This is a genomic window from Neisseria sp. P0009.S008 (assembly GCF_051958615.1).
Classification (GTDB): Bacteria; Pseudomonadota; Gammaproteobacteria; order Burkholderiales; family Neisseriaceae; genus Neisseria; species Neisseria subflava.
In genome coordinates this window covers 61,630-81,522 of sequence record NZ_JBQCVG010000008.1, presented here as the reverse complement: position 1 = coordinate 81,522, position 19,893 = coordinate 61,630, and the positions used below count along the sequence as shown (strand labels likewise).

18 protein-coding genes, 1 tRNA gene and 1 CRISPR repeat array are annotated in these 19,893 nt (G+C 48.5%); of the genes, 5 read left to right on the top strand and 14 right to left on the bottom strand.

Features of this window, described 5'->3' with window-relative positions:
• Positions 1 to 3: 3 nt before the first annotated feature.
• From rpsD to rplQ, 3 genes are read left to right on the top strand one after another with little or no spacing between them, the layout of a single operon-like run.
• Positions 4 to 624 (top strand): 30S ribosomal protein S4, encoded by a 621-nt coding sequence (rpsD, locus tag ACTHSQ_RS08075; protein ID WP_003684796.1) that lies wholly within the window; start codon positions 4 to 6, stop codon positions 622 to 624.
• 25 nt (positions 625 to 649) lie between these two features.
• The gene (locus ACTHSQ_RS08070; protein WP_003684706.1) at positions 650 to 1,636 is read left to right on the top strand and encodes a DNA-directed RNA polymerase subunit alpha; all 987 of its coding nucleotides are present in this window, start codon (positions 650 to 652) and stop codon (positions 1,634 to 1,636) included.
• 24 nt (positions 1,637 to 1,660) lie between these two features.
• On the top strand, positions 1,661 to 2,035 hold the full coding sequence (gene rplQ, locus ACTHSQ_RS08065) for a 50S ribosomal protein L17 (protein WP_003684792.1): 375 nt from the start codon (positions 1,661 to 1,663) through the stop codon (positions 2,033 to 2,035).
• A gap of 46 nt (positions 2,036 to 2,081) precedes the next feature.
• A CRISPR array of direct repeats spans positions 2,082 to 2,909; the repeat unit is 36 nt; unit sequence GTTGTAGCTCCCTTTCTCATTTCGCAGTGCTACAAT.
• Positions 2,910 to 2,972: 63 nt separating this feature from the next.
• Here the strand turns inward: rplQ and cas2 are convergent.
• From cas2 to ACTHSQ_RS08030, 7 genes are all read right to left on the bottom strand, one after another.
• The gene (gene cas2, locus ACTHSQ_RS08060; RefSeq protein ID WP_263338900.1) at positions 2,973 to 3,299 is read right to left on the bottom strand and encodes a CRISPR-associated endonuclease Cas2; all 327 of its coding nucleotides are present in this window, start codon (positions 3,297 to 3,299) and stop codon (positions 2,973 to 2,975) included.
• Entirely contained in the window at positions 3,292 to 4,206 is a 915-nt protein-coding gene (cas1, locus tag ACTHSQ_RS08055) for a type II CRISPR-associated endonuclease Cas1 (RefSeq protein WP_440371687.1), read from the bottom strand. The genes cas2 and cas1 overlap by 8 nt, the downstream gene beginning before the upstream one ends.
• 66 nt (positions 4,207 to 4,272) lie before the next feature.
• Positions 4,273 to 7,521 carry a type II CRISPR RNA-guided endonuclease Cas9 gene (gene cas9 / locus ACTHSQ_RS08050; RefSeq protein WP_440371686.1) on the bottom strand — a complete coding sequence of 1,083 codons (3,249 nt, stop codon included), beginning with the start codon at positions 7,519 to 7,521 and terminating at the stop codon, positions 4,273 to 4,275.
• Between the two features lie 269 nt (positions 7,522 to 7,790).
• Positions 7,791 to 9,215: an alanine/glycine:cation symporter family protein gene (locus ACTHSQ_RS08045; protein WP_440371685.1), complete on the bottom strand. Its 1,425-nt coding sequence runs from the start codon at positions 9,213 to 9,215 to the stop codon at positions 7,791 to 7,793.
• Between the two features lie 262 nt (positions 9,216 to 9,477).
• Complete coding sequence (gene lysS, locus ACTHSQ_RS08040; RefSeq protein ID WP_440371684.1) at positions 9,478 to 10,989, bottom strand: lysine--tRNA ligase; 1,512 nt, start codon at positions 10,987 to 10,989, stop codon at positions 9,478 to 9,480.
• A 179-nt stretch (positions 10,990 to 11,168) separates the two neighbouring features.
• Positions 11,169 to 12,611, bottom strand: coding sequence for an aldehyde dehydrogenase (gene aldA / locus ACTHSQ_RS08035; RefSeq protein ID WP_440371683.1), 1,443 nt, complete (start codon positions 12,609 to 12,611; stop codon positions 11,169 to 11,171).
• A gap of 300 nt (positions 12,612 to 12,911) precedes the next feature.
• A tRNA-Lys gene (locus ACTHSQ_RS08030) sits at positions 12,912 to 12,987 on the bottom strand.
• A gap of 182 nt (positions 12,988 to 13,169) precedes the next feature.
• Between ACTHSQ_RS08030 and ACTHSQ_RS08025 the strand changes: the two genes are divergently transcribed.
• Positions 13,170 to 13,592, top strand: coding sequence for an Ag473 family lipoprotein (locus tag ACTHSQ_RS08025; RefSeq protein ID WP_440371682.1), 423 nt, complete (start codon positions 13,170 to 13,172; stop codon positions 13,590 to 13,592).
• A 63-nt stretch (positions 13,593 to 13,655) separates the two neighbouring features.
• Here the strand turns inward: ACTHSQ_RS08025 and ACTHSQ_RS08020 are convergent, their stop codons facing one another.
• On the bottom strand, positions 13,656 to 14,630 hold the full coding sequence (locus ACTHSQ_RS08020; RefSeq protein WP_440371681.1) for a TerC family protein: 975 nt from the start codon (positions 14,628 to 14,630) through the stop codon (positions 13,656 to 13,658).
• 33 nt (positions 14,631 to 14,663) lie between these two features.
• On the bottom strand, positions 14,664 to 15,113 hold the full coding sequence (locus ACTHSQ_RS08015) for a CopD family copper resistance protein (RefSeq protein WP_049329308.1): 450 nt from the start codon (positions 15,111 to 15,113) through the stop codon (positions 14,664 to 14,666).
• A gap of 254 nt (positions 15,114 to 15,367) precedes the next feature.
• Here ACTHSQ_RS08015 and ACTHSQ_RS08010 point away from each other — a divergent pair, with 254 nt between their 5' ends.
• A complete protein-coding gene (locus ACTHSQ_RS08010; RefSeq protein ID WP_080974685.1) occupies positions 15,368 to 15,580 on the top strand; it encodes a glycine zipper 2TM domain-containing protein in 213 nt (70 codons plus the stop codon).
• Between the two features lie 63 nt (positions 15,581 to 15,643).
• On the opposite strand, the gene ACTHSQ_RS08005 is transcribed toward ACTHSQ_RS08010, so the two are convergent.
• From ACTHSQ_RS08005 to ACTHSQ_RS07985, 5 genes are all read right to left on the bottom strand, one after another.
• Positions 15,644 to 16,564 (bottom strand): hydrogen peroxide-inducible genes activator, encoded by a 921-nt coding sequence (locus ACTHSQ_RS08005; RefSeq protein ID WP_004520212.1) that lies wholly within the window; start codon positions 16,562 to 16,564, stop codon positions 15,644 to 15,646.
• 3 nt (positions 16,565 to 16,567) lie between these two features.
• Entirely contained in the window at positions 16,568 to 16,831 is a 264-nt protein-coding gene (minE, locus tag ACTHSQ_RS08000; protein ID WP_003680625.1) for a cell division topological specificity factor MinE, read from the bottom strand.
• Between the two features lie 3 nt (positions 16,832 to 16,834).
• Complete coding sequence (gene minD, locus ACTHSQ_RS07995; protein WP_003684743.1) at positions 16,835 to 17,650, bottom strand: septum site-determining protein MinD; 816 nt, start codon at positions 17,648 to 17,650, stop codon at positions 16,835 to 16,837.
• Between the two features lie 26 nt (positions 17,651 to 17,676).
• Positions 17,677 to 18,396 carry a septum site-determining protein MinC gene (gene minC / locus ACTHSQ_RS07990; RefSeq protein WP_003684756.1) on the bottom strand — a complete coding sequence of 240 codons (720 nt, stop codon included), beginning with the start codon at positions 18,394 to 18,396 and terminating at the stop codon, positions 17,677 to 17,679.
• Between the two features lie 147 nt (positions 18,397 to 18,543).
• A complete protein-coding gene (locus tag ACTHSQ_RS07985) occupies positions 18,544 to 19,779 on the bottom strand; it encodes an FAD-binding domain-containing protein (protein ID WP_440371680.1) in 1,236 nt (411 codons plus the stop codon).
• Between the last annotated feature and the right edge of the window lie 114 nt (positions 19,780 to 19,893).

The window sequence follows — 19,893 nt, the reverse complement described above, 5'->3', positions numbered from 1 at the left end:
AACATGGCACGTTATATTGGCCCTAAATGTAAATTAGCACGTCGCGAAGGTACGGATCTGTTTTTGAAGAGTGCACGTCGCTCTTTGGATTCCAAATGTAAAATGGATTCTGCACCTGGTCAACACGGTGCGAAAAAACCACGTTTGTCAGACTACGGTTTGCAATTGCGTGAAAAACAAAAAATCCGTCGTATTTATGGCGTATTAGAGCGTCAATTCCGTCGTTACTTTGCGGAAGCAGATCGTCGTAAAGGCTCTACCGGTGAATTGCTGCTTCAATTGCTGGAGTCTCGTTTGGACAATGTCGTTTACCGTATGGGTTTTGGCTCTACTCGCGCCGAAGCACGTCAATTGGTTTCTCACAAAGCTATCATTGTAAACGGTCAAGTTGTTAATATCCCTTCTTTCCAAGTTAAAGCAGGTGATGTTGTAGCTGTTCGTGAAAAAGCTAAGAAACAAGTACGTATCCAAGAAGCATTGAGCCTGGCTACTCAAATTGGCTTGCCAAGCTGGGTATCTGTTGATGCCGATAAATTGGAAGGCGTATTCAAAAATATGCCGGATCGCTCAGAATTGTCTGGCGATATTAATGAACAGCTGGTGGTAGAGTTCTACTCTAAATAATGCTAGCTCAATGAGGGACAGTTAAATGCAAAATAGCACAACCGAATTTTTGAAACCTCGTCAAATCGATGTAGATACTTTGTCTTCCACTCGGGCCAAGGTGTCTATGCAGCCATTTGAACGTGGTTTTGGTCATACTTTAGGTAATGCTTTGCGTCGTATCTTACTGTCATCCATGAATGGCTTTGCCCCAACTGAAGTAGTTATTTCCGGCGTATTGCACGAATACTCTACTATTGATGGTGTTCAAGAGGATGTTGTCGACGTTCTCTTGAACATTAAAGGTATCGTATTCAAGCTTCACGGTCGTAACCAAGTTCAGTTGACTTTGAAAAAAACAGGTGCCGGTGCTGTTGTAGCCGGTGATATTGATTTGCCACACGATGTGGAAATCATCAATCCTGAACATGTTATTTGCCACTTGGCTGACAATGGCCAAATCGACATGGAAATTAAAGTTGAGCAAGGTCGTGGTTATCAATCTGTTTCAGGCCGTCGCGTATTGCGTGATGAGAACAAACAGATTGGTGCGATTCAGTTGGATGCGAGCTTTTCGCCCATCAGTCGTGTTAGCTTTGAAGTTGAACCTGCACGCGTAGAGCAACGCACGGATTTGGATAAATTGGTTTTGGATATTGAAACCAATGGTTCTATTGATCCAGAAGAAGCTGTACGTAGTGCCGCACGTATCTTAATTGACCAAATGTCTATTTTTGCAGATCTGCAAGGTACTCCGGTTGAAGAGGTTGAAGAAAAAGCGCCTCCTATCGATCCTATCTTGCTGCGTCCTGTAGATGATTTGGAATTAACCGTACGTTCAGCTAATTGTCTGAAAGCTGAAGATATTTACTATATTGGCGATTTGATTCAACGTACTGAAACCGAGCTTCTCAAGACCCCTAATTTGGGTCGTAAATCTTTGAATGAGATCAAAGAAGTGTTGGCCTCTAAAGGTCTGACATTAGGTTCCAAATTAGAAGCTTGGCCGCCTGTAGGCTTAGAAAAGCCGTAAGTTTGAAGATTAAAGGATAATGACATGCGTCATCGTAATGGCAACCGCAAATTAAACCGTACTAGCAGCCACCGTGCTGCGATGCTGCGCAATATGGCGAATTCCTTGTTGACTCACGAAACCATCGTGACAACTTTGCCTAAAGCAAAAGAATTGCGCCGCGTAGTTGAGCCCTTGATTACCTTGGGTAAAAAACCTTCTTTGGCAAACCGTCGTTTGGCTTTTGACCGCACTCGCGATCGTGATGTTGTAGTTAAATTGTTTGACGAATTGGGTCCACGCTTTGCTGCTCGTAACGGCGGCTATGTTCGTGTACTGAAATACGGTTTCCGTAAAGGCGACAATGCTCCTTTGGCATTGGTTGAATTGGTTGATAAAGCAGCTGATTCTGCTGAATAAGCAAATTAATATGAAAGCACTACCTGTTTAGGTGGTGCTTTTTTATTTGGATAGACCCTTTCTCATTTCGCAGTGCTACAATAAGATTTGGCAACGCGCGGCGAAACCGTGCGTTGTAGCTCCCTTTCTCATTTCGCAGTGCTACAATGAAGGGTAAGACGGTGGCGTGGATTTATGAGTTGTAGCTCCCTTTCTCATTTCGCAGTGCTACAATAGATGCACGGAATCTGTGACGCGAAAGTCGGTTGTAGCTCCCTTTCTCATTTCGCAGTGCTACAATCGCGAGATGACAACCCGTTACGTTGAAGAGGTTGTAGCTCCCTTTCTCATTTCGCAGTGCTACAATTGCAGATTAGCTTCAGTGCTTTTCATTGCCGTTGTAGCTCCCTTTCTCATTTCGCAGTGCTACAATAAAATTCGGTTTAACAGAAGCAGATGTATGGTTGTAGCTCCCTTTCTCATTTCGCAGTGCTACAATTAAATTAGTTGCCGAGTATGGCTTGGAAACGTTGTAGCTCCCTTTCTCATTTCGCAGTGCTACAATTACAGCATTAACAAACCCACCACTCATGTTGTTGTAGCTCCCTTTCTCATTTCGCAGTGCTACAATGTTGCTTTATAAATTGCCTCGCAGGTTTGCGTTGTAGCTCCCTTTCTCATTTCGCAGTGCTACAATTGGACAGGTTGCGGTCAATACGGTTTTACCGTTGTAGCTCCCTTTCTCATTTCGCAGTGCTACAATACTGTAACGCCCCGTTACAGTTTCCGGTGGGTTGTAGCTCCCTTTCTCATTTCGCAGTGCTACAATTTGATGGTTCACTGTCTCAGTTGTTTTAATGTTGTAGCTCCCTTTCTCATTTCGCAGTGCTACAATACCTCAACGGGAAACCCTTATTTTATAAGGGTTTCCCGTTTTATTTTGTCTAAAAAAATGTGTTTAAAATAATAATAGTTGGTCTGAATTTACTCTTTTTTCTTGGGTTTTCAGCTCTCCCAACAGTAGTTTCATGGTGGCATATTGCTTTTCCGTTACTTCCAAACAGCGGATTGACCCTTCTTGCGGTAGGTTTGCACATAGCCTGTTGTGGTGTTTTTGCAACGAATTTCGACCTTTGACAATACGGCTGTATACGGAAAGCTGGAGCATTTGGTATCCATCTTTTAATAGAAACTGGCGGAATTGATTGGCAGCTTTGCGCTTTGCCGCTGTGGTAACCGGTAGGTCGAAGAAGACAATAATCCTCATAAATTTGGCCTCACTCATATTGGTATTCTTTCAATGGCAAGATTTCAGGCAGTTTCAGCTGTTTGGCATTTTTGTCAGTTACGCTGGCTTGAAATGAGGAAATCATTTTGTCTATGGCAGCCAAGGTGCTGAAGTATTGCCGTTCGATGCAGATTTGACAGTGAAGGGTCTTGATAAGGTTTTGTTTGATATTAGGGGTCAGATCAGTTTTCAGACGGCCTTGTTCATGCAAATGTATAACGACCAGGTCGGCCAATGGGCGTAAGGGTTCGATAAAGTCATCGGCGAGGTTGAATGGATTTAGTTCGCTTCTATGAAACAAGCCTAATGCAGGCAACCATCCATATAAAGTCAGGGCGCGTGCAACTGCTGCACGGAGTACGGCGTAGGTGTAGTTCAATGCGGCATTGACGGCATTGTTGTCATTGCGAGTAAACTTTTCTCCAAAGAGGGCTTGGAAGTAGAGGGCGGCAGCTTGGGCTTCACGGTTTCCTGTATCGCCCGAACGGACTTCGACTGCCAAAGTGCGCAGCCGTTTGGCAGCAAGATCATTGCCTGTTTCGTCTGCGACAAATGCTTGATTTAGGATTTTTTGGCGGATGATATGTTGCCAGAGTTGCTTTTTTAAGGGTTCGCTTATATTCAGCTGCAGCTTGAGGATTTTAAGTTGGCGGTGATATTGGGCATAAGGCAGCCATTGTCCGCAGGGTAGGAACTGTTCGTCACATGTCAGCAGGGTTGAGCCATGTTCGGCTAAGGCTGATAGGAGCGGGGCAGTAATCAGGGTTTCGCGGTTTTCGATGATGATAACGGCGATGTCTTCTAATGGTACGGTATGGGGCTCGCCGTTTTGTTGAATCAGCAGTCGCCGGCATTGCAAGGATAGTTTGCCGCCATTTTGAATGAGCAGGCTGCGCCAAGTCATGTTTTTCCCCTTATTTTGATATAAAAAATCCCTGCTTCAGGCCGTCTGAAACAGGGATAGATTAATTTAGCGGACAGGCGGGCGTTTTTTCAGACGGCATGGTCTGATTTCTTTGCCCAGTTCATCGATTTGGTATTTTTGCATCAATACAAGATTTTGGGTACTAATACGGAATTGCTGTTCTTTAGAGCCTTTATCATGCCAAGCTAAATAGAATCGTCCATTAGAGCTATCACAGTTGATATAGTAGGCGAATTCTACTTTAGATTTTTCATCTTTCTGAAAAGCAATCAGATCATACTTATGCAAGCTAAAACAGAATGTATAGCTATCATCAATCCGGTATCCTTTACAATCAATATCGGGAAGAATGTTTTCAGCAACCTGCCAAGCATAGATGGGAACAATAAAATACTGATTTTTTCCTTTCTTATCCACTTTACAGAACACATCAACACGTACCATGTCTCCATTATCTGCAATGGTATAAGCATTTTTTTTGTTTAATAAGACTCCACTCTCTTGGGTTTTTTCGACCCTCACAGCTTTAACCAGTTGTCCCCCCTTTTTATAAAACGGATTGTCCTTAGGGTCAAATGCTTGTTTAGCATTACCTCCATATGCCCCTAAACGTGCCTTAAGAGCCTCATATAATTCAATCTCCCTACCATTTTTATAATTAACCATATTTTCAAGGTCGGCCAACTTGATTTCGGTTAACCATACTCGTTTAACACTAATTTTTTCATTATGTTTAACAAATCGTTTAGCAGATCTCAAAGTATCTTTATGTGCACCGCTCATCTTCCGATTGGGCGCGCGTGAAACAAACAGTGGCGTAACGTATTCGTGTACGGCTTCGGGGCGAGATGATAATTTTTCAGCAAGCAGCGCGCGCAGTTTTTCGGGTGTATCGGCTTCTTCAAATTCGGGTTTGCCGTCCGGTTTGCCAAAGACGCGAATCATAACTTCCTGCGCGAAAAATTCCCAAGGTTGCGGGAAGTGTGTTTTTTGATGCAGCACTTCTCCCGTCTCTTTGTCCACGGTTTTGCCGTCAAATGCGTTCATTTCTTTGTAACGTACGAAACAGGTAATTTTCTGCTGCATAGCGACGGTCGAACAGGCAACGACAACTGCGTCCAAAGCATGATGGCGGTCGTTTTCCGCACGCACTTTGTGCAATCCCCAAAAGCCGCGCAATAAATTGGTAATTTGTCCGTTGGAGGCAAATACACGTCTTTTTCCTTTTCCGGTCAGTTGCATATGGTCGGCAACAAATTGACATAGGAAACGGTTGACGTAGCGCGTGTCGTTCAAGTTGCGTTCTTTAAATCCTTTTTCATCGAATTTCTGCAGTAGAACCCGTTGCTTTTTACTGTGAGGAAAACGGCTGGTTTCTACACGTGCTTTAAATTCCAGCCATTCGCGGCTGTTGTCTTTGCCGTTTAAATATTCATAAGGTGTTCGGTTGCCTTTGTTTTGGTTTTCGCTGCCCAATACCAGCACTTTATTGTTGAAACTGTCGTCCCATGTGCGCGAAAACGGCAGTGCATGGTCGATTTCGACATAGCCTTTTCCGTTCAGACGACGTATATCGATTGCCTTGCCTGAATACAGGCATTTGCCGTGCTGCTGCTCGTACAGGCGCAGTTTCAGAATATCTTTGGATTTGGGTTCGCCGACAAAATTGGGGAAATACTCTCGGAATTTGGCGGCTGCTTTTTCCCGGTCTTTACGGTTTTCTTCTTGGCGTTTTTCGATTTCTTTGCGGTCTTTAAACGATTTTCCTACTTCCCTTGCCGTTTCAATATGGATACGCGCAGGGGAGCCGTAACGCCGAACCACGCCGTTAATGACTTTTCTGGCTTGAGATAAGGCGCGTAAGACGACGGGGTTGCGGATTTCGTCGGCAGGAATCGGTGGCAGATAAATCTTTTCTTCCGCATTTTTCTTGCCGTAATGGTCTCCGTAGATTTCGGCGCAGGCTTCATCGTAACGTTTGCCTTGCTCCATTAGAGGCACAATTCGGCGCAATGCTTTCAAGGAAATTTGGACGAACTTGTCGAAGCTGATGTGTTTCAACAGCGCTTCTAAGATTTCGGGCTGAACACGGTCTTTCAGACGGCCTGTAATGCCCTCATCGGTTTTGAACAGGGAGAATGCCGTACCGATTTCGTCTTGTAATTCGGGAGAAAGGTTTAATGGGGATTTTTTGTCTTTCAATCCTTCTTTTTCCAGTGCACGGCTGATGGCATGGTAGGCCTTCATTTCCATCAATGTTGAAGCTTCGGCATTGTCTTTACCATAGCGCAAACCTTTGAAAAAGGCGGTATCGTCTAGATCCAAAAGTTTACGGGCTTGTGCGTAAGTCAGTTTGGATTTTCTGTATGGCTCGTCCATAAGCGTGGCGCGTTCGGTATCGGTCAATGGCCGCTCGCTGCCTTGCTCTAAAATACGCAGGTTGTTTAGCTTGGTCAGCCAGATGAAACGTTCGGCGGTATAGGTGTTTTTAGCGGCTTTCGGCTCTGTCGGCTCAAAGGTGCAATACCCCAACATTTTTTGAACAGCATCGCCAGACAGGGCAGGGCGTTGCGCCATCAGCAGGGTTTCAATACCTTCTTTAAGGCCGTCTGAAATATGCGGATTGCCAAATTCTTTTTGTTTTTCAAACAGCAAAACTAGCTCTGCCTGCAAATCTTTGCGGCTGAACGTATGCGAATAATCGCCGCGCTGGTTGCGGATATGGCCGCTTTCTTTCTCAAATTTATTTAAAGCCAATTCAGCCGGTGTGCGGAAATCGCCTGTCTGTAAGGCATGGGCATTGTCGGCTACGCCTTTAAGCAAAGCACCAAGCTCCTTGTCGGCAGTTTCGCCTTCATTTTTCCGTTGCGACAAATAGCCGCGGTGTTTGATTAAATGCAACAAGACTGCCGACCACTCTAAAGGCGTCAGTTTGCGGTCTAATGCGGCTGCGCGAAGTTGCCATGGTGTATTCGGTAAGGATTTAATCAAGCCGTTTTCATCAAAATCGGCAGCCTGTAATACGCCCTCGCGTTTCAATAGGCGACGGGCCCGAAGCAGGCGGTGGGCGCGACGGCGGGTCAGGCGGCGGACGCTGCGTGCCAAGCGTCTTGCCGCTGCGAGAGAGTCGCCTGTTTTCGGTACTTCTGCACGCTCAAATACGCGCACGCCCAAATCAATCAGGCGGATGGGGTTTTCTTCTTCGTCAATTTCTACCATCGCCCAGCCGACGGATGCGATGCCGATATCGAGGCCGAGGATGTAGTTGATTGGATTGGGTTTGAATGCAGCCATCAGTTTCTCCGTAATATGATGTTTAGTAAGTATAAATATATCTTAGGTAAGTATTACCATGCAAATGAAATGCTTGACTGGGTGCCGATTTGGAATTAGAATTTGGACATATTGTTGCACTGCGAAATGAGAAACGTTGCTACAATAAGGCCGTCTGAAAAGATGTGCCGCAACGCTCTGCCCCTTAAGGCTTCGGCTTTAAGGGGCATCGTTTTGTCTAAATGGCAGGGATTAAAAAGGCCGTCTGAAATTTCAGACGGCCTTTGGTGTTACCAGATATCAGATTTGATTTTGCGTTTCAAGCCTGGGTGTTCAGAGAGTTTGAACTCTGGGTCTTTGCCCATTTTCAGCTTGGCTGTGTAGTCTTTCAACAGCAGGAAGGCAAGTGGGGACAGGAGTAAGATGGCGACGAGGTTAATCCATGCCATGATGCCCATGGCCATGTCTGCCATATCCCATACCAAGGGTACGTTGGCAACTGCGCCGAAGTATACCCATGCCAAAACCAGCATACGGAAAACGGCGGTAACCAGCCAATGGCTCTTGATGAATTGGACGTTGGACTCGGCATAGGCATAGTTGCCGATAACGGTTGAAAAGGCAAACATAAATAGGATGACGGCAAGGAAGCCCGCGCCCCATTCGCCTACCTGGCTGACGATTGCCGCTTGGGTCAGCGCCGCACCGCTCAGGTCTCCGTAAGGCTGTTGATAGGTCAAGATGATAAAGGCGGTGCATGAGCAGACGATGATGGTATCGACGAAAACGCCCAGCATTTGAATCATGCCTTGGGAGACGGGGTGCTTCACTTCGGCTGCGGCTGCGGCGTTCGGCGCGGAACCCATACCCGCTTCATTGGAATACAGGCCGCGTTTGATACCCTGCATCATGGTGGTCGAAATCAGACCGCCGAGGAAACCGCCTGCAGCCGAATCGAAGTTGAACGCGTTGGAAAAAATCTGACCGAACACTTCAGGAATCAGGGAAATATTGGTAACAATGATGAAGAGTGCTATGACGAGATATAAAACCGCCATCAGCGGGACGATGATTTCCGCGGCTTTGGATACGCGGCGGATACCGCCGAAGATAATCGGGGCAGTCAGAATGACCAGAGCGACGCCGACATAGTGTTGATCCCAGCCCCATGCCGCTTTGGTGGTATCGGCGATGGTATTGGTCTGTACGGCTTCAAATACAAAGCCGAAACAGAAAATTAGACTCAGGGCGAATAAAACGCCCAGCCATTTTTGTCCCAGGCCTTGAGTGATGTAGTAGGCAGGGCCGCCGCGGAAGTGGTGGTTGTCGTAGTCCCGGATTTTAAAGAGTTGAGCCAGTGAAGATTCGACAAACGCCGAACTCATGCCGATTAAGGCGGTTACCCACATCCAGAACACCGCGCCCGGTCCGCCGAGTTTGATGGCAATCGCCACGCCGGCGATGTTGCCCACGCCTACGCGGCTGGCCAAGCCGGTAACGAATGCTTGGAACGGTGTAATTCCGTGCGGATCATCACCTTGTTTGCGGCCACCCAACATTTCTTTGATACTGCGGCCGAAGAGGCGGAATTGTACAAAACCGGTGGTAACGGTGAAAAAGAGGCCTGCGCCTAAAAGCATATATACCAACCCCGACCACATTGGGTCGTTGATGGCGTTTACCCAGCCGTGAAGCTGTTCGAAAAATTGATCCATACAAACCTTTCAGAGTTTCTGCATTTTCAGACGGCCTGTGTGTGGAGGCTGTCTGTAACTGGATGTATTCTAGCAGACTGTCAACAAACTGAAAAACGTTTACATATTCTTTTTTATATTATCTTTTTGATTATCATGTAATTTTATTATTATGGTGTAAAGGATTTATCGATTTTAATTTTTCCGTTTTACATATTTGAACAAAAAGGCCGTCTGAAAACAGAGTTTTGTTTTCAGACGGCCTTGATTTTATTTCAATGCGTTATTCGGGACGCATTTGCGGGAACAAAATCACATCGCGGATGGTTTGCGAATCGGTCAGCAACATGACCAAGCGGTCGATGCCGATGCCGCAGCCGCCGGTCGGCGGCAGACCGAATTCCATGGCGCGGATGTAGTCGGCATCGTAGTGCATGGCTTCGTCGTCGCCGGCATCTTTTTGTGCCACTTGCGCCTTGAAGCGTTCAGCTTGGTCTTCTGGATCGTTCAACTCGGAGTAGCCGTTTGCCAGTTCTCGGCCGACAACGAAAAGCTCGAAGCGCTCGGTCAAGCCCGGTTTGCTGTCGGATGCGCGTGCCAATGGCGATACTTCGACAGGGTAGTCGATAATGAAAGTTGGGTTCCACAGTTTGCCCTCGGCGCAACCTTCAAACAGGGCAAGTTGCAGGCTGCCGATGCCTGGAGAAGGAGGCAGGCTTTCGCCGTGTTTGACGATTTCTTTTTTCAGCCATTCTTCATCGTTCAACTGCTCGTCGGTGTAGTGCGGATTGTATTTCTTGATGGCGCCGAGAATGGTCAGGCGTTCAAACGGGCTTTCCAAATCGACTTCTTTGCCGTTGTAGCTGATTTTTGCCATACCGTTTACCGCGCGGGAAGCGTTGCGGATGATGTCTTCCGCCATCTGCATCATGCGTTCGTAGTCGGAGAAGGCTTCGTAGAATTCAATCATGGTGAATTCGGGGTTGTGGCGAACGGACATGCCTTCGTTGCGGAAGCTGCGGTTGATTTCAAACACGCGCTCCAAACCGCCGACCACCAGGCGTTTCAGATACAGCTCGGGCGCAATGCGCAGGTAGAGCGGGATATCCAAGGCATTGTGGTGGGTAACGAAAGGTTTCGCTGTCGCTCCGCCCGGAATCGGGTGCATCATTGGGGTTTCAACTTCGAGATAATGCTCGTTCACCATGAAATTACGCACGGATTGGATGATTTGGCTGCGTTTGATAAACGTATTGCGCGATTCTTCGTTGGCAATCAAATCGACGTAGCGTTGACGGTATTTGGTTTCCTGATCGCTCAAGCCTTTGTGTTTGTCCGGCAGAGGGCGCAGTGATTTGGACAGCAGGCGGATGTTGGACACGCGTACGGTCAATTCGCCGTGGTTGGTTTTGAACAAAGTACCTTCCGTGCCGACGATGTCGCCCAAGTCCCAATGGTTGAAATCGTCCAAAACCTCCTGACTCACGCCTTTGTTGTTCAGATAAAGCTGGATTTGACCGGTCACGTCTTGAATGGTGGCGAAGCTCGCCTTACCCATTTGGCGTTTGAGCATCATGCGGCCGGCAATTTTGACGGGAACGGCTTGCGGGTCGAGTTCTTCTTTGCCGATGTCGCCGTATCGGGCGTGCAAATCGGCGGCAAAGCTGTCGCGTTTGAAATCGTTAGGGTAGGCGTTGCGTTCTTTGCGGATGTTGTGCAGTTTTTCGCGACGCAGGGCGATGATTTGGTTTTCGTCCAACTGCGGCTCGATTTGCGGATTGTTTTGTTCGCTCATGGTGTTTTCCGGGAAAATGAGTCAGGCTGCTGATATTTTCAGACGGCCTGAATAAAGTGAAAAATTGGCTCTATTTTACGCGATGTCGGTGTTTTTTTCTATAAAGGCAGAAAGGCCGTCTGAAACCTGAAAAATCGGTTTCAGACGGCCTTTTGTTTCATGAAGGGTCGTATCGGTGGTTAGATATCGGTTTCCAAATAAACAACTTGGGTTTGCAGATATTCTTCCAAACCATGTTTGCCATCGGCGCCGCCGATACCTGATTTTTTCCAACCGGCATGGAAGCCCTGCATGGCTTCAAAGTTTTCGCGGTTGATGTAGGTTTCGCCGAAACGCAGGCGGCGGGTTACATAAAACGCTTCATTCAGATTGGTGGTGTAGACGGAACTGGTCAGGCCGAATTCGCTGTCGTTTGCCAAAGCGATGACTTGATCGAGCGTGTCGAAAGTGGCGACCGGCAGGACGGGGCCGAAGGTTTCTTCCTTCATGATGTCCATACTGTTGTCGGTATCGGTCAGCAGGGTCGGCTCGAAGAAATAGCCGCGTCCTTCGGCGCGTTTGCCGCCGCAGACCAGTGTCGCACCTTGTTTGACAGCGCGTTCCACTTTTTCGGCAACGGATTTTACGGCGCGTTCTTCAATCAATGGGCCCATTTCCAGTGCGCCTGCTTCAGCTTCGGCCGGGTTGCCGTAGCGTACGCCTTTCATGGCTGCGGTCATTTTTTCAATAAATGCGTCTTTCAGGCTGCTGTGGACATAGACGCGCTCGGCACAGTTGCAGATTTGACCGGTATTGCCGACGCGTGAAGCTAAGATGGATTTGACGGCCAGATCCAAGCCGGCATCTTTCAGGACGATAGCAGGGGCTTTGCCGCCCAGTTCCAGTGAGACTTTGGTGATGTTGGTGGCGGCGGCTTCCATCACTTGGCGGCCGGCATCGACAGAACCGGTTAGGCTGACCATATCGACTTGTGGATGCGATGCCAAGGCATTGCCGATTTCTGCGCCCGAGCCGTTGACGACGTTGAATACGCCGGCCGGTAAGCCTGAAGCATGAACGATTTCAGCAAAGATGTGGCAGTTAATCGGGGTAACGCTGCTTGGTTTGACGACGATGGTATTGCCTGTTACCAAAGCCGGGCCCATTTTGCGGGCGATCAGGAAGAATGGGAAGTTCCACGGCAAAATGCCGGCGATCACGCCCAAAGGACGTTTGAACAATAAAATGTTTTCGCGCGGACGGTCGCTTTGGATGATTTCGCCTTCATAACGGCGCGCCCATTCGGCTTGATAATCGAGATAATCGGCAGTGAACATGACTTCTATGCGTGCTAAATCTTTGGTTTTGCCGCCTTCGGCAACAATGGTGTCAGTCAGCTCGTCGGCGCGTTCGCGGATGCCTTGGGCAATTTTGCGCAGGTATGCGCCGCGCTCAACGGCAGGCAAACGCTCCCATGCAGTTTGCGCATCTTTGGCTGCGGCAACGGCACGATCAACATCGGCTTTTCCACCTTTAGGCTCACGCGCGATGACTTCTTCGGTTGCTGGATTCAATACATCACGCCATGTGCCGTTAAAGTCAGTTTCAAAGCGGCCGTTGATATACATAGACAGTTGTTTCATCAAACCTTCTCCTGTTGTTGTAGTTGGATGTAGTTTTAGTCTATGCCTAAATTGTCTGGCATACAAGAGGATTTAGCGTGGTTTGATGATAGGTGTTTGGAAGCTTTTAGAAAAAGATGATGTGTGGGGAGTTGGGTTTGATTGATTTAAGAGGTTTGTGATGCTTTGAGTTACATCTATAACAGCATTGTGACAAAGTTCGAATATTCTTGATGTTGATAATAAAGTAGGTATCAAGTGAAGAAAGGCTTGATGGAGAATATAAAAAAACCTGCTTTTTTCAAAGCAGGTTTTCATATTTGGTGGGTCGTGAGCGATTCGAACGCTCGACCAACGGATTAAAAGTCCGCTGCTCTACCGACTGAGCTAACGACCCGATAAGCTGTGCATTATAGGTAGCTTGTTTCTTTTCGTCAACTGTTTTTTTGAAATTTTTTTCAAAAAACGTAAACCGGCTGTTATTTGGCGTTAATTCTTCCTTTTTTGAGCGTTTATTATGTTATGATTTTTTGGTCTGTCAGTTTTGACAGATATTTTTTAGACCAAAGGATATACAACATGAAAAAATTATTGATTGCTGCAATGATGGTAGCCGGCTTGGCTGCTTGTTCTCAAGAGGCGAAACAGGAAACTCAAGAAGCGGCTTCTGCCGTTGCTTCTGATGTGAACGCTGCTGCTTCCGAAGCTAAAGGCGCTGCTGAACAGGCTGTTTCTGACGCTAAAGAAGCCGGTGCCGAAGCGAAGGAAACTGCGGAGAAAGCAATTTCCGATGCTAAAGAAACTACCGGCAAAGCCATCGATGGTGCTAAAGAAGCCAGCGACAAAGCCTTGGACGATGCAAAAGCTGCTGTGGGTGAAGCTAAAGATGCTGCCAAAGATGCGGCTAAAGATGCGGCTAAAGATGCGGCTAAAGATGCTTTGGGTAAAGCAGCCGATGCGACTCAAGAAGCTGCCGACAAATTGAAAGACGCTGCTAAATAAGCTGGTGTTTGATATTTGAAAAGGCCGTCTGAAATGTTCAGACGGCCTTTTCATATTGGCAGATTATTTTTTCTCTTGCTGACGCGTGTACACCAAAGAAGTCAGGATGGACGCGCCCAGTGCGCCGAAGACGACGGACAGGGAAATGGAAATCGGGATATGTACCCAGTGCATAATCAGCATCTTAATACCGATAAAGCTCAATACGAAAGCCAAGCCGTATTTGAGGAAAATAAAGCGTTCGGCAAAGTCTGCCAGTAAGAAGTACATGGCACGCAGGCCCAAGATGGCAAAAATGTTGGAAGTGAGGACGATGAAAGGGTCGGTGGTTACGGCAAAAATAGCGGGGATGCTGTCCACGGCGAAGATGACGTCGCTCAATTCGATCATAATTAATATCAGCAAAAGTGGTGTAGCGATGCGTTTACCGTTTTCGATGGTAAAGAATTTTTCACCGTCAAACTGTTGGCTGGTCGGGATGACTTTTTTGAGCAGGGTCAGGATCTTGTTTTGGGAAAGGTCTTCTTCAGCTTCGGCTTCGGGCTTCATCATATGAATGCCGGTGTATAAGAGGAATGCGCCGAAGAGGTACAAAATCCATTCAAATTGTTGTACCAAGGCTGCGCCGATGAAGATCATGATGGCGCGCAGGACGATGGCACCGAATACGCCATAGAGCAAGACGCGGTGTTGGAATTTAGGTTCGACTTTGAAGTAGCCGAAAATCATCAGGAAAACGAATATGTTATCGATGGCAAGGGATTTTTCGAGTACATAGCCGGTGAAAAATTCGAGGACTTTTTCTTTGGCGACAACGGCCCCGTAAGTCGGATTACCCGCCAGTTCAAAATAGAGCCAGCCTGCAAATGCGCAGGATACGGCTACCCAAATGCCGCTCCAGGCGAGGGCTTCTTTGATGCTGACTTTGTGGGCGCCGTTTTTTTTCAGCGATACCATATCGATGGCGATCATGATTAAGACGGCAATAAAGAAGATGCCGTAAAACATCGGCGAGCCGACGGACGGGTATTGGGTCATAAAAAATCCTTGTGTGTGGGGTATGGGTAAGGTTTACCAAGACAGGTAGAACATCGCTTTGGCAAAAAAGACGATAAACAGCATATGGCTGAAGACAACGGCGTGTATGTATTTCGACCAGCCGACGGTAAGGGTGTGTCGGGCCATTTTGACAACGGCGATGGCAAAATGTACCAAAACGCTTACTGCCAACAGGATTTTGATGCTCAACATAATGCTGAAGGCGCTGTCGAGAGGATGGTGCAGCGTTGGCAGATAACGGTTGTACACCATGACGATGCCGCTGATGAAAAGGGTGATGACGACAATCGGCATCACGCGGACGGCACGATGGGACATGGCACGTTCGACTTCGCGGCGCGATTCACGCGAAACGCGGCCGGTGTGCAAAACGGAGAGAACCAGCATTTCGAAAAATACGCCGCCGACAAAGGCAATCGCGCAATAAACGTGGATGATGTGTGCCAGTGCGTAGGTACTCATGACGGGTGTTTCCGGTAGTTCAGACAAGTCGTCATTGTATCACTACCGAATGCGGTTGATGTATGCGCAATTTTATGCCAAATATATTAAAATTTATAAATATTCTATTGGAATTTTCGTTTGTTTTTGAAGTTAACCGTTCATCAAAAGCGTTATCTTAGTTTAATCTGTCTTTACTTATCAGAAAATATATTAATGTAAGGTTGTGCCATACTGTTCTATATACAGCTTAACCCCTGATGGAGAATCAAACCATGAAGAAAACTTTTGCAAAAACTGTGACCTTGATCATGCTGGCCACCTCTTTGGGTGCATGTGCCAATATGACTCAAACCCAACGCAACACTGCTGCTGGTGCGGTATTGGGTGGCGTGGCAGGTAACTTGATTGGTGGCGATACCGGCTCTACCTTGGGTGGTGCGGCTTTAGGTGGCGTTATCGGCAGCCAAGTTCATACCCGCTACTAATCCTTTATTCGGTTAGAAATAAAAAGGCCGTCTGAACATTCAGACGGCCTTTTGTTTTGCGGTTTATTCGTTGACGAAGGTCACACCGGTCAGTTGCGATTGCAAAATAGCAGTGCGCAAAGCAGTCAGTGCTTTCGGACGGACAAAGTTGCGGCGATAGGCCAAAACGACACGGCGGTGCGGCGCATTGCCTTCAAACGGGATAATGCTGAAAAGCATATGGTCGTTTTCGGTCAATGCGGTAGCTGGCATGACGCTGATGGCCAAACCGCTGGCAACCATGTGGCGGATGGTGTTGATGGAGCTGCCTTGCAGGGTATTGGTCAAACCTTGGATTTTCTGTTTGGAAGCCAATTCGGAACAGCTTGCCAACACTTGGTCGCGCATACAGTTACCTTCGGACAGCAGCAACACTTGTTCTTCGCCCAAAAGCTGAGGCGTAACGGCATCGAGTTCTTCAAAGTGATGGCCTTTGGGAACAATGACGAAGAAAGGTTCGTCATACAGAGGCTCGGTCACGATGCCTGGCTCTTGGAACGGTTCGGCAACGACGATTGCATCGACATCGCCACGTTTGAGCGACTCGGTCAGGATGTGGGTATAGTTCTCTTCCAGCATCAGCGGCATTTTCGGTGCGGTTTCACGCAGCGCGGTAATGAGCTTGGGCAGAAGGTAGGGGGCAACGGTAAAAATCAGGCCGAGTTTGAATGCGCCTTCCAATTCGTTTTGTTCTTCATTGGCAAGGTGTTTGATGAGTTCTGCTTCTTCCAGAACCCGGCGGGCTTGGGCGACAATGCGCTCGCCCGCTTCAGTCGTGATGATGTCGTTGCTGCTACGGTCGAACAGGGATACCGACAGCTCTTCCTCCAGCTTTTTGATGGCAATGGAGAGGGTGGGCTGGCTGACAAAGCAGCGTCGTGCGGCACGTCCGAAGTGACGTTCTTGTGCGACGGCTACGATGTAACGCAATTCGGTCAAGGTCATGTGTTAAGCCTTTTTTTGTTCCGGCAGGGTGATGTTCAGCTCAAGAACGTCCAAGCCGTCTTGTTTCTCTTGGGAGATGCGGATGTCGTCCAATGATACGTTGACGTATTTGGACAGGACTTCCAACAACTCTTTACGCAAGGTCGGCAGATAGTCTGGAGCTTGGCCTTCTTGTGCGCGTTCTTGTGCGATGATGATTTGCAGGCGGTCGCGCGCGACTGTGGCGGTTTTCGGCTTTCTGCCGAACAGCATATCGAGCAGTGACATGTATTAACCTCCGAACAGTCGTTTTAAGAAGCTTTTCTTCTCAGCTTCGAGGAAACGCATTTCGCGGTTTTCACCCAAGAGGCGGGCGATAACGTCTTTATAGGCTTCTGCTGCTGCGGCATTGTCTTGGTGGATGACAGGTTCGCCGGAATTGGAAGCTTGCAAAACGTTTTGTGATTCAGGAATCACACCGATCAACGGAATACGCAAGATGTCGCAGATGTCTTGTACAGACAGCATTTCGCCTTTGGCTACGCGCTCAGGGGAGTAGCGAGTAATCAGCAGGTGCTCTTTAACAGTGCTGCCTTGTTCTGCTTTGCGGGATTTGCTTTGCAAAATGCCCAAGATACGGTCGGAATCGCGGACGCTGGATACTTCCGGGTTGGTGGTAATGATGGCTTCGTCGGCAAAGTAGAGCGCCATCAGTGCGCCTTGTTCGATACCGGCAGGAGAGTCGCAGATGATGAATTCGAAGCCCATTTTTTCGCTGGCTAACTCTTTCATCACGTTGTCTACACCTTCGCGGGTCAGTGCGTCTTTATCGCGGGTTTGCGATGCAGGCAGGATGTAGAGGTTTTCGCAGTTTTTGTCTTTAATAAGGGCTTGGTTGAGAGTCGCTTCGCCGTGGATAACGTTGATGAGGTCGTATACGACGCGGCGTTCGCAACCCATAATCAGGTCAAGGTTGCGCAAACCGACGTCGAAGTCGATTACGGCAGTTTTGTGGCCGCGCAGGGCCAGGCCGGTTGCGATGCTGGCGCTGGTAGTGGTCTTGCCTACGCCGCCTTTACCTGAAGTTACTACGATGATTTTGGACACGATATTTCCTTTTTAAGTACTGATGTTTATTCGGCGTCGATTGCGCTGATAACCAGTCGGTTGTCTTGCAATGATACTTGTACGGGTTTTTTGTGCAGATGCTCGGGCAGGTCTTGCTCGAAGTTGCGGTAGATACCGGCAACGGAGACTAATTCGGCCTGCATGGAATGAATAAAGATGCGCGCGTTGGTATTGCCTTTTGCACCGGCCAACGCTCTGCCGCGCATGGGGGCATAAATATGGATGTTGCCGTCGGCAATAAGTTCCGCACCTTGGCTGACGATGCCGGTGACGATGAGGTCGCCGTTTTCAGCGTAAACCTGCTGGCCGGTACGCACGGGCGTGCTGACCAATACGGTCGGATTGTTGATAACGGTGGCCTGTACGTCTTGCGGCTGCGGTGCTTGGCGTGAGGCAGGCGCTGCCTGTGTGTCGGCTGCTTGGGTGGAGTTGCCTTGTTTGAATACCAAGTGATAACGCGCCGCCGCTGCCGCCCATGTGTCGCTGGTGTGGTGCAGCCCTAAAATTTGCATGCCGTAACGGGCAAACAGGGAAATCATGCCGCCCAAATCGATGGATTCGGGGTGGTCGAAATCTTGTACGTCTAAAATGAAGGGAACGAATTCGTCTTGGGATTGGCCTGCCAGTTGGCGCAGGAATTCTTCCAATTCGGTTAAATCTGCGGTGTGCAGATGGATGGATAAGACGTCCAAACGTGATGTTTTTATGTCGAATGCGGGTTTCATTGTCATGAAATAATAAAATTTTTTAATGACGTAAGTTTACCGTGTAAATCTTGGCTATTCAATCTGTTTGACCATCTGAAACCAAAATATTTTGTTTGAACGTTTTTCAGCTGTATTTAGTGTGGTTTTTTGGTGTGAATGCAGGTTTCAGACGGCCTTGGGAAAGGGGTAGCCGTGTGTGTCGATGTCATCGGCGGCGGCCCACGGCGTGTGGATGAGGGTGGACGGTAGGTGCGCCAATTCGGGGACGTAACTGCGGATGTAGCTGCCGTCGGGATCGATTTGATGCGAACGGTGGGCATAGCGGACGGTGGCCGTGTCTTGTGCGGCGAGGTGCCAGTTGGCTTGGTTGAGCGCGGGGTCGGTGCCGGTTTGGACGGAGGCTGCCCACGCAATGCCTTGGTTGGGGTCGAAGTTGAGGGCGTGGCAGAAATAGTGGGCGCACAGCTGCTGGAGAACAGGGTGTAAGTGACCGGTGGCTTCGAGGCCGCGGATGGAGGCGTCGATGATGGGTACGCCGGTTTGGCCGAGTCGCCAGTATTCGCGTACCGGAGCGGCATCGGTTGTTTCGGGTAGGCGGCGGTGGTAGGCGAGCTGGTAGCAGTAGTCGCGGAAAATAAGCTTGTCCAGCCATTCGAAATGTCGGTTTGCCAAGCCTTCGGCGGCCAGCAGACGCGGTGAAATGCAGCCTGCGGACAGGTAGGCATTGAGGAGGCTGGTGTTTTTTCGTGCAGGAAAGTTTTGGGTAATCGGGTAGTGAACCAAATTCTGTTTGAACGCGTGCCATTGCGTTAAGGCTGCGGTTTCGCCGCCCTGCTGATAGGCAGGCAATACTGCGCCGGTATGGGCTGGAAACAGTGGAACGTTTTGTCCGGTTTGAACAGGCAATTCGGTTTCAGACGGCCTTTGTCCTGAATAAGCCTGCGACCATGCTTGTTTATAGGCGGCAAAATCGGTGTAGGGCAGGCCGTTGGCATCCATGAGGGGGGATTTGGCCAAAATGCCGCGGTCGTTGGCGTGTTGCAGGGCAATGCCTGCTCGGTCGAAATTGTGCCAGAGGTGGTTGTCTTGGCGGATTTCGGCTTCGGTGTAGGCTTCGTCTGTGATGACGGTATGGGCATTGAACGCAGCAGCCAAGAGGAGGAGGTCTTCGTCGGAAGCGACGACATATAAAGGGATATGGTGCGCCGCCAGACGGGTATGCAGCTCTTGCGCGGCTTGATAGTGGAACAGGCTTTGACGCAGATTGTGGTTTTCAGACGGCCTTTGGCTGACCCAGACGCAGGCGATGGGAAAACCGCTTGCAACGGCGGCATTAAGCGCGGCATTGTCGTGCAGACGAAGGTTGCGGCGGAACCAGACAAGGACGTGAGCAGATTTCATGAGCATGTTCCGACGGAAAAGGGAAAACCATTTTATCAGAATCAGCCTCATGTATCAGGCCGTCTGAAAAATCTTTTGGTTTGATTTTGCTATATAATTTTGGTTTTAGCAATG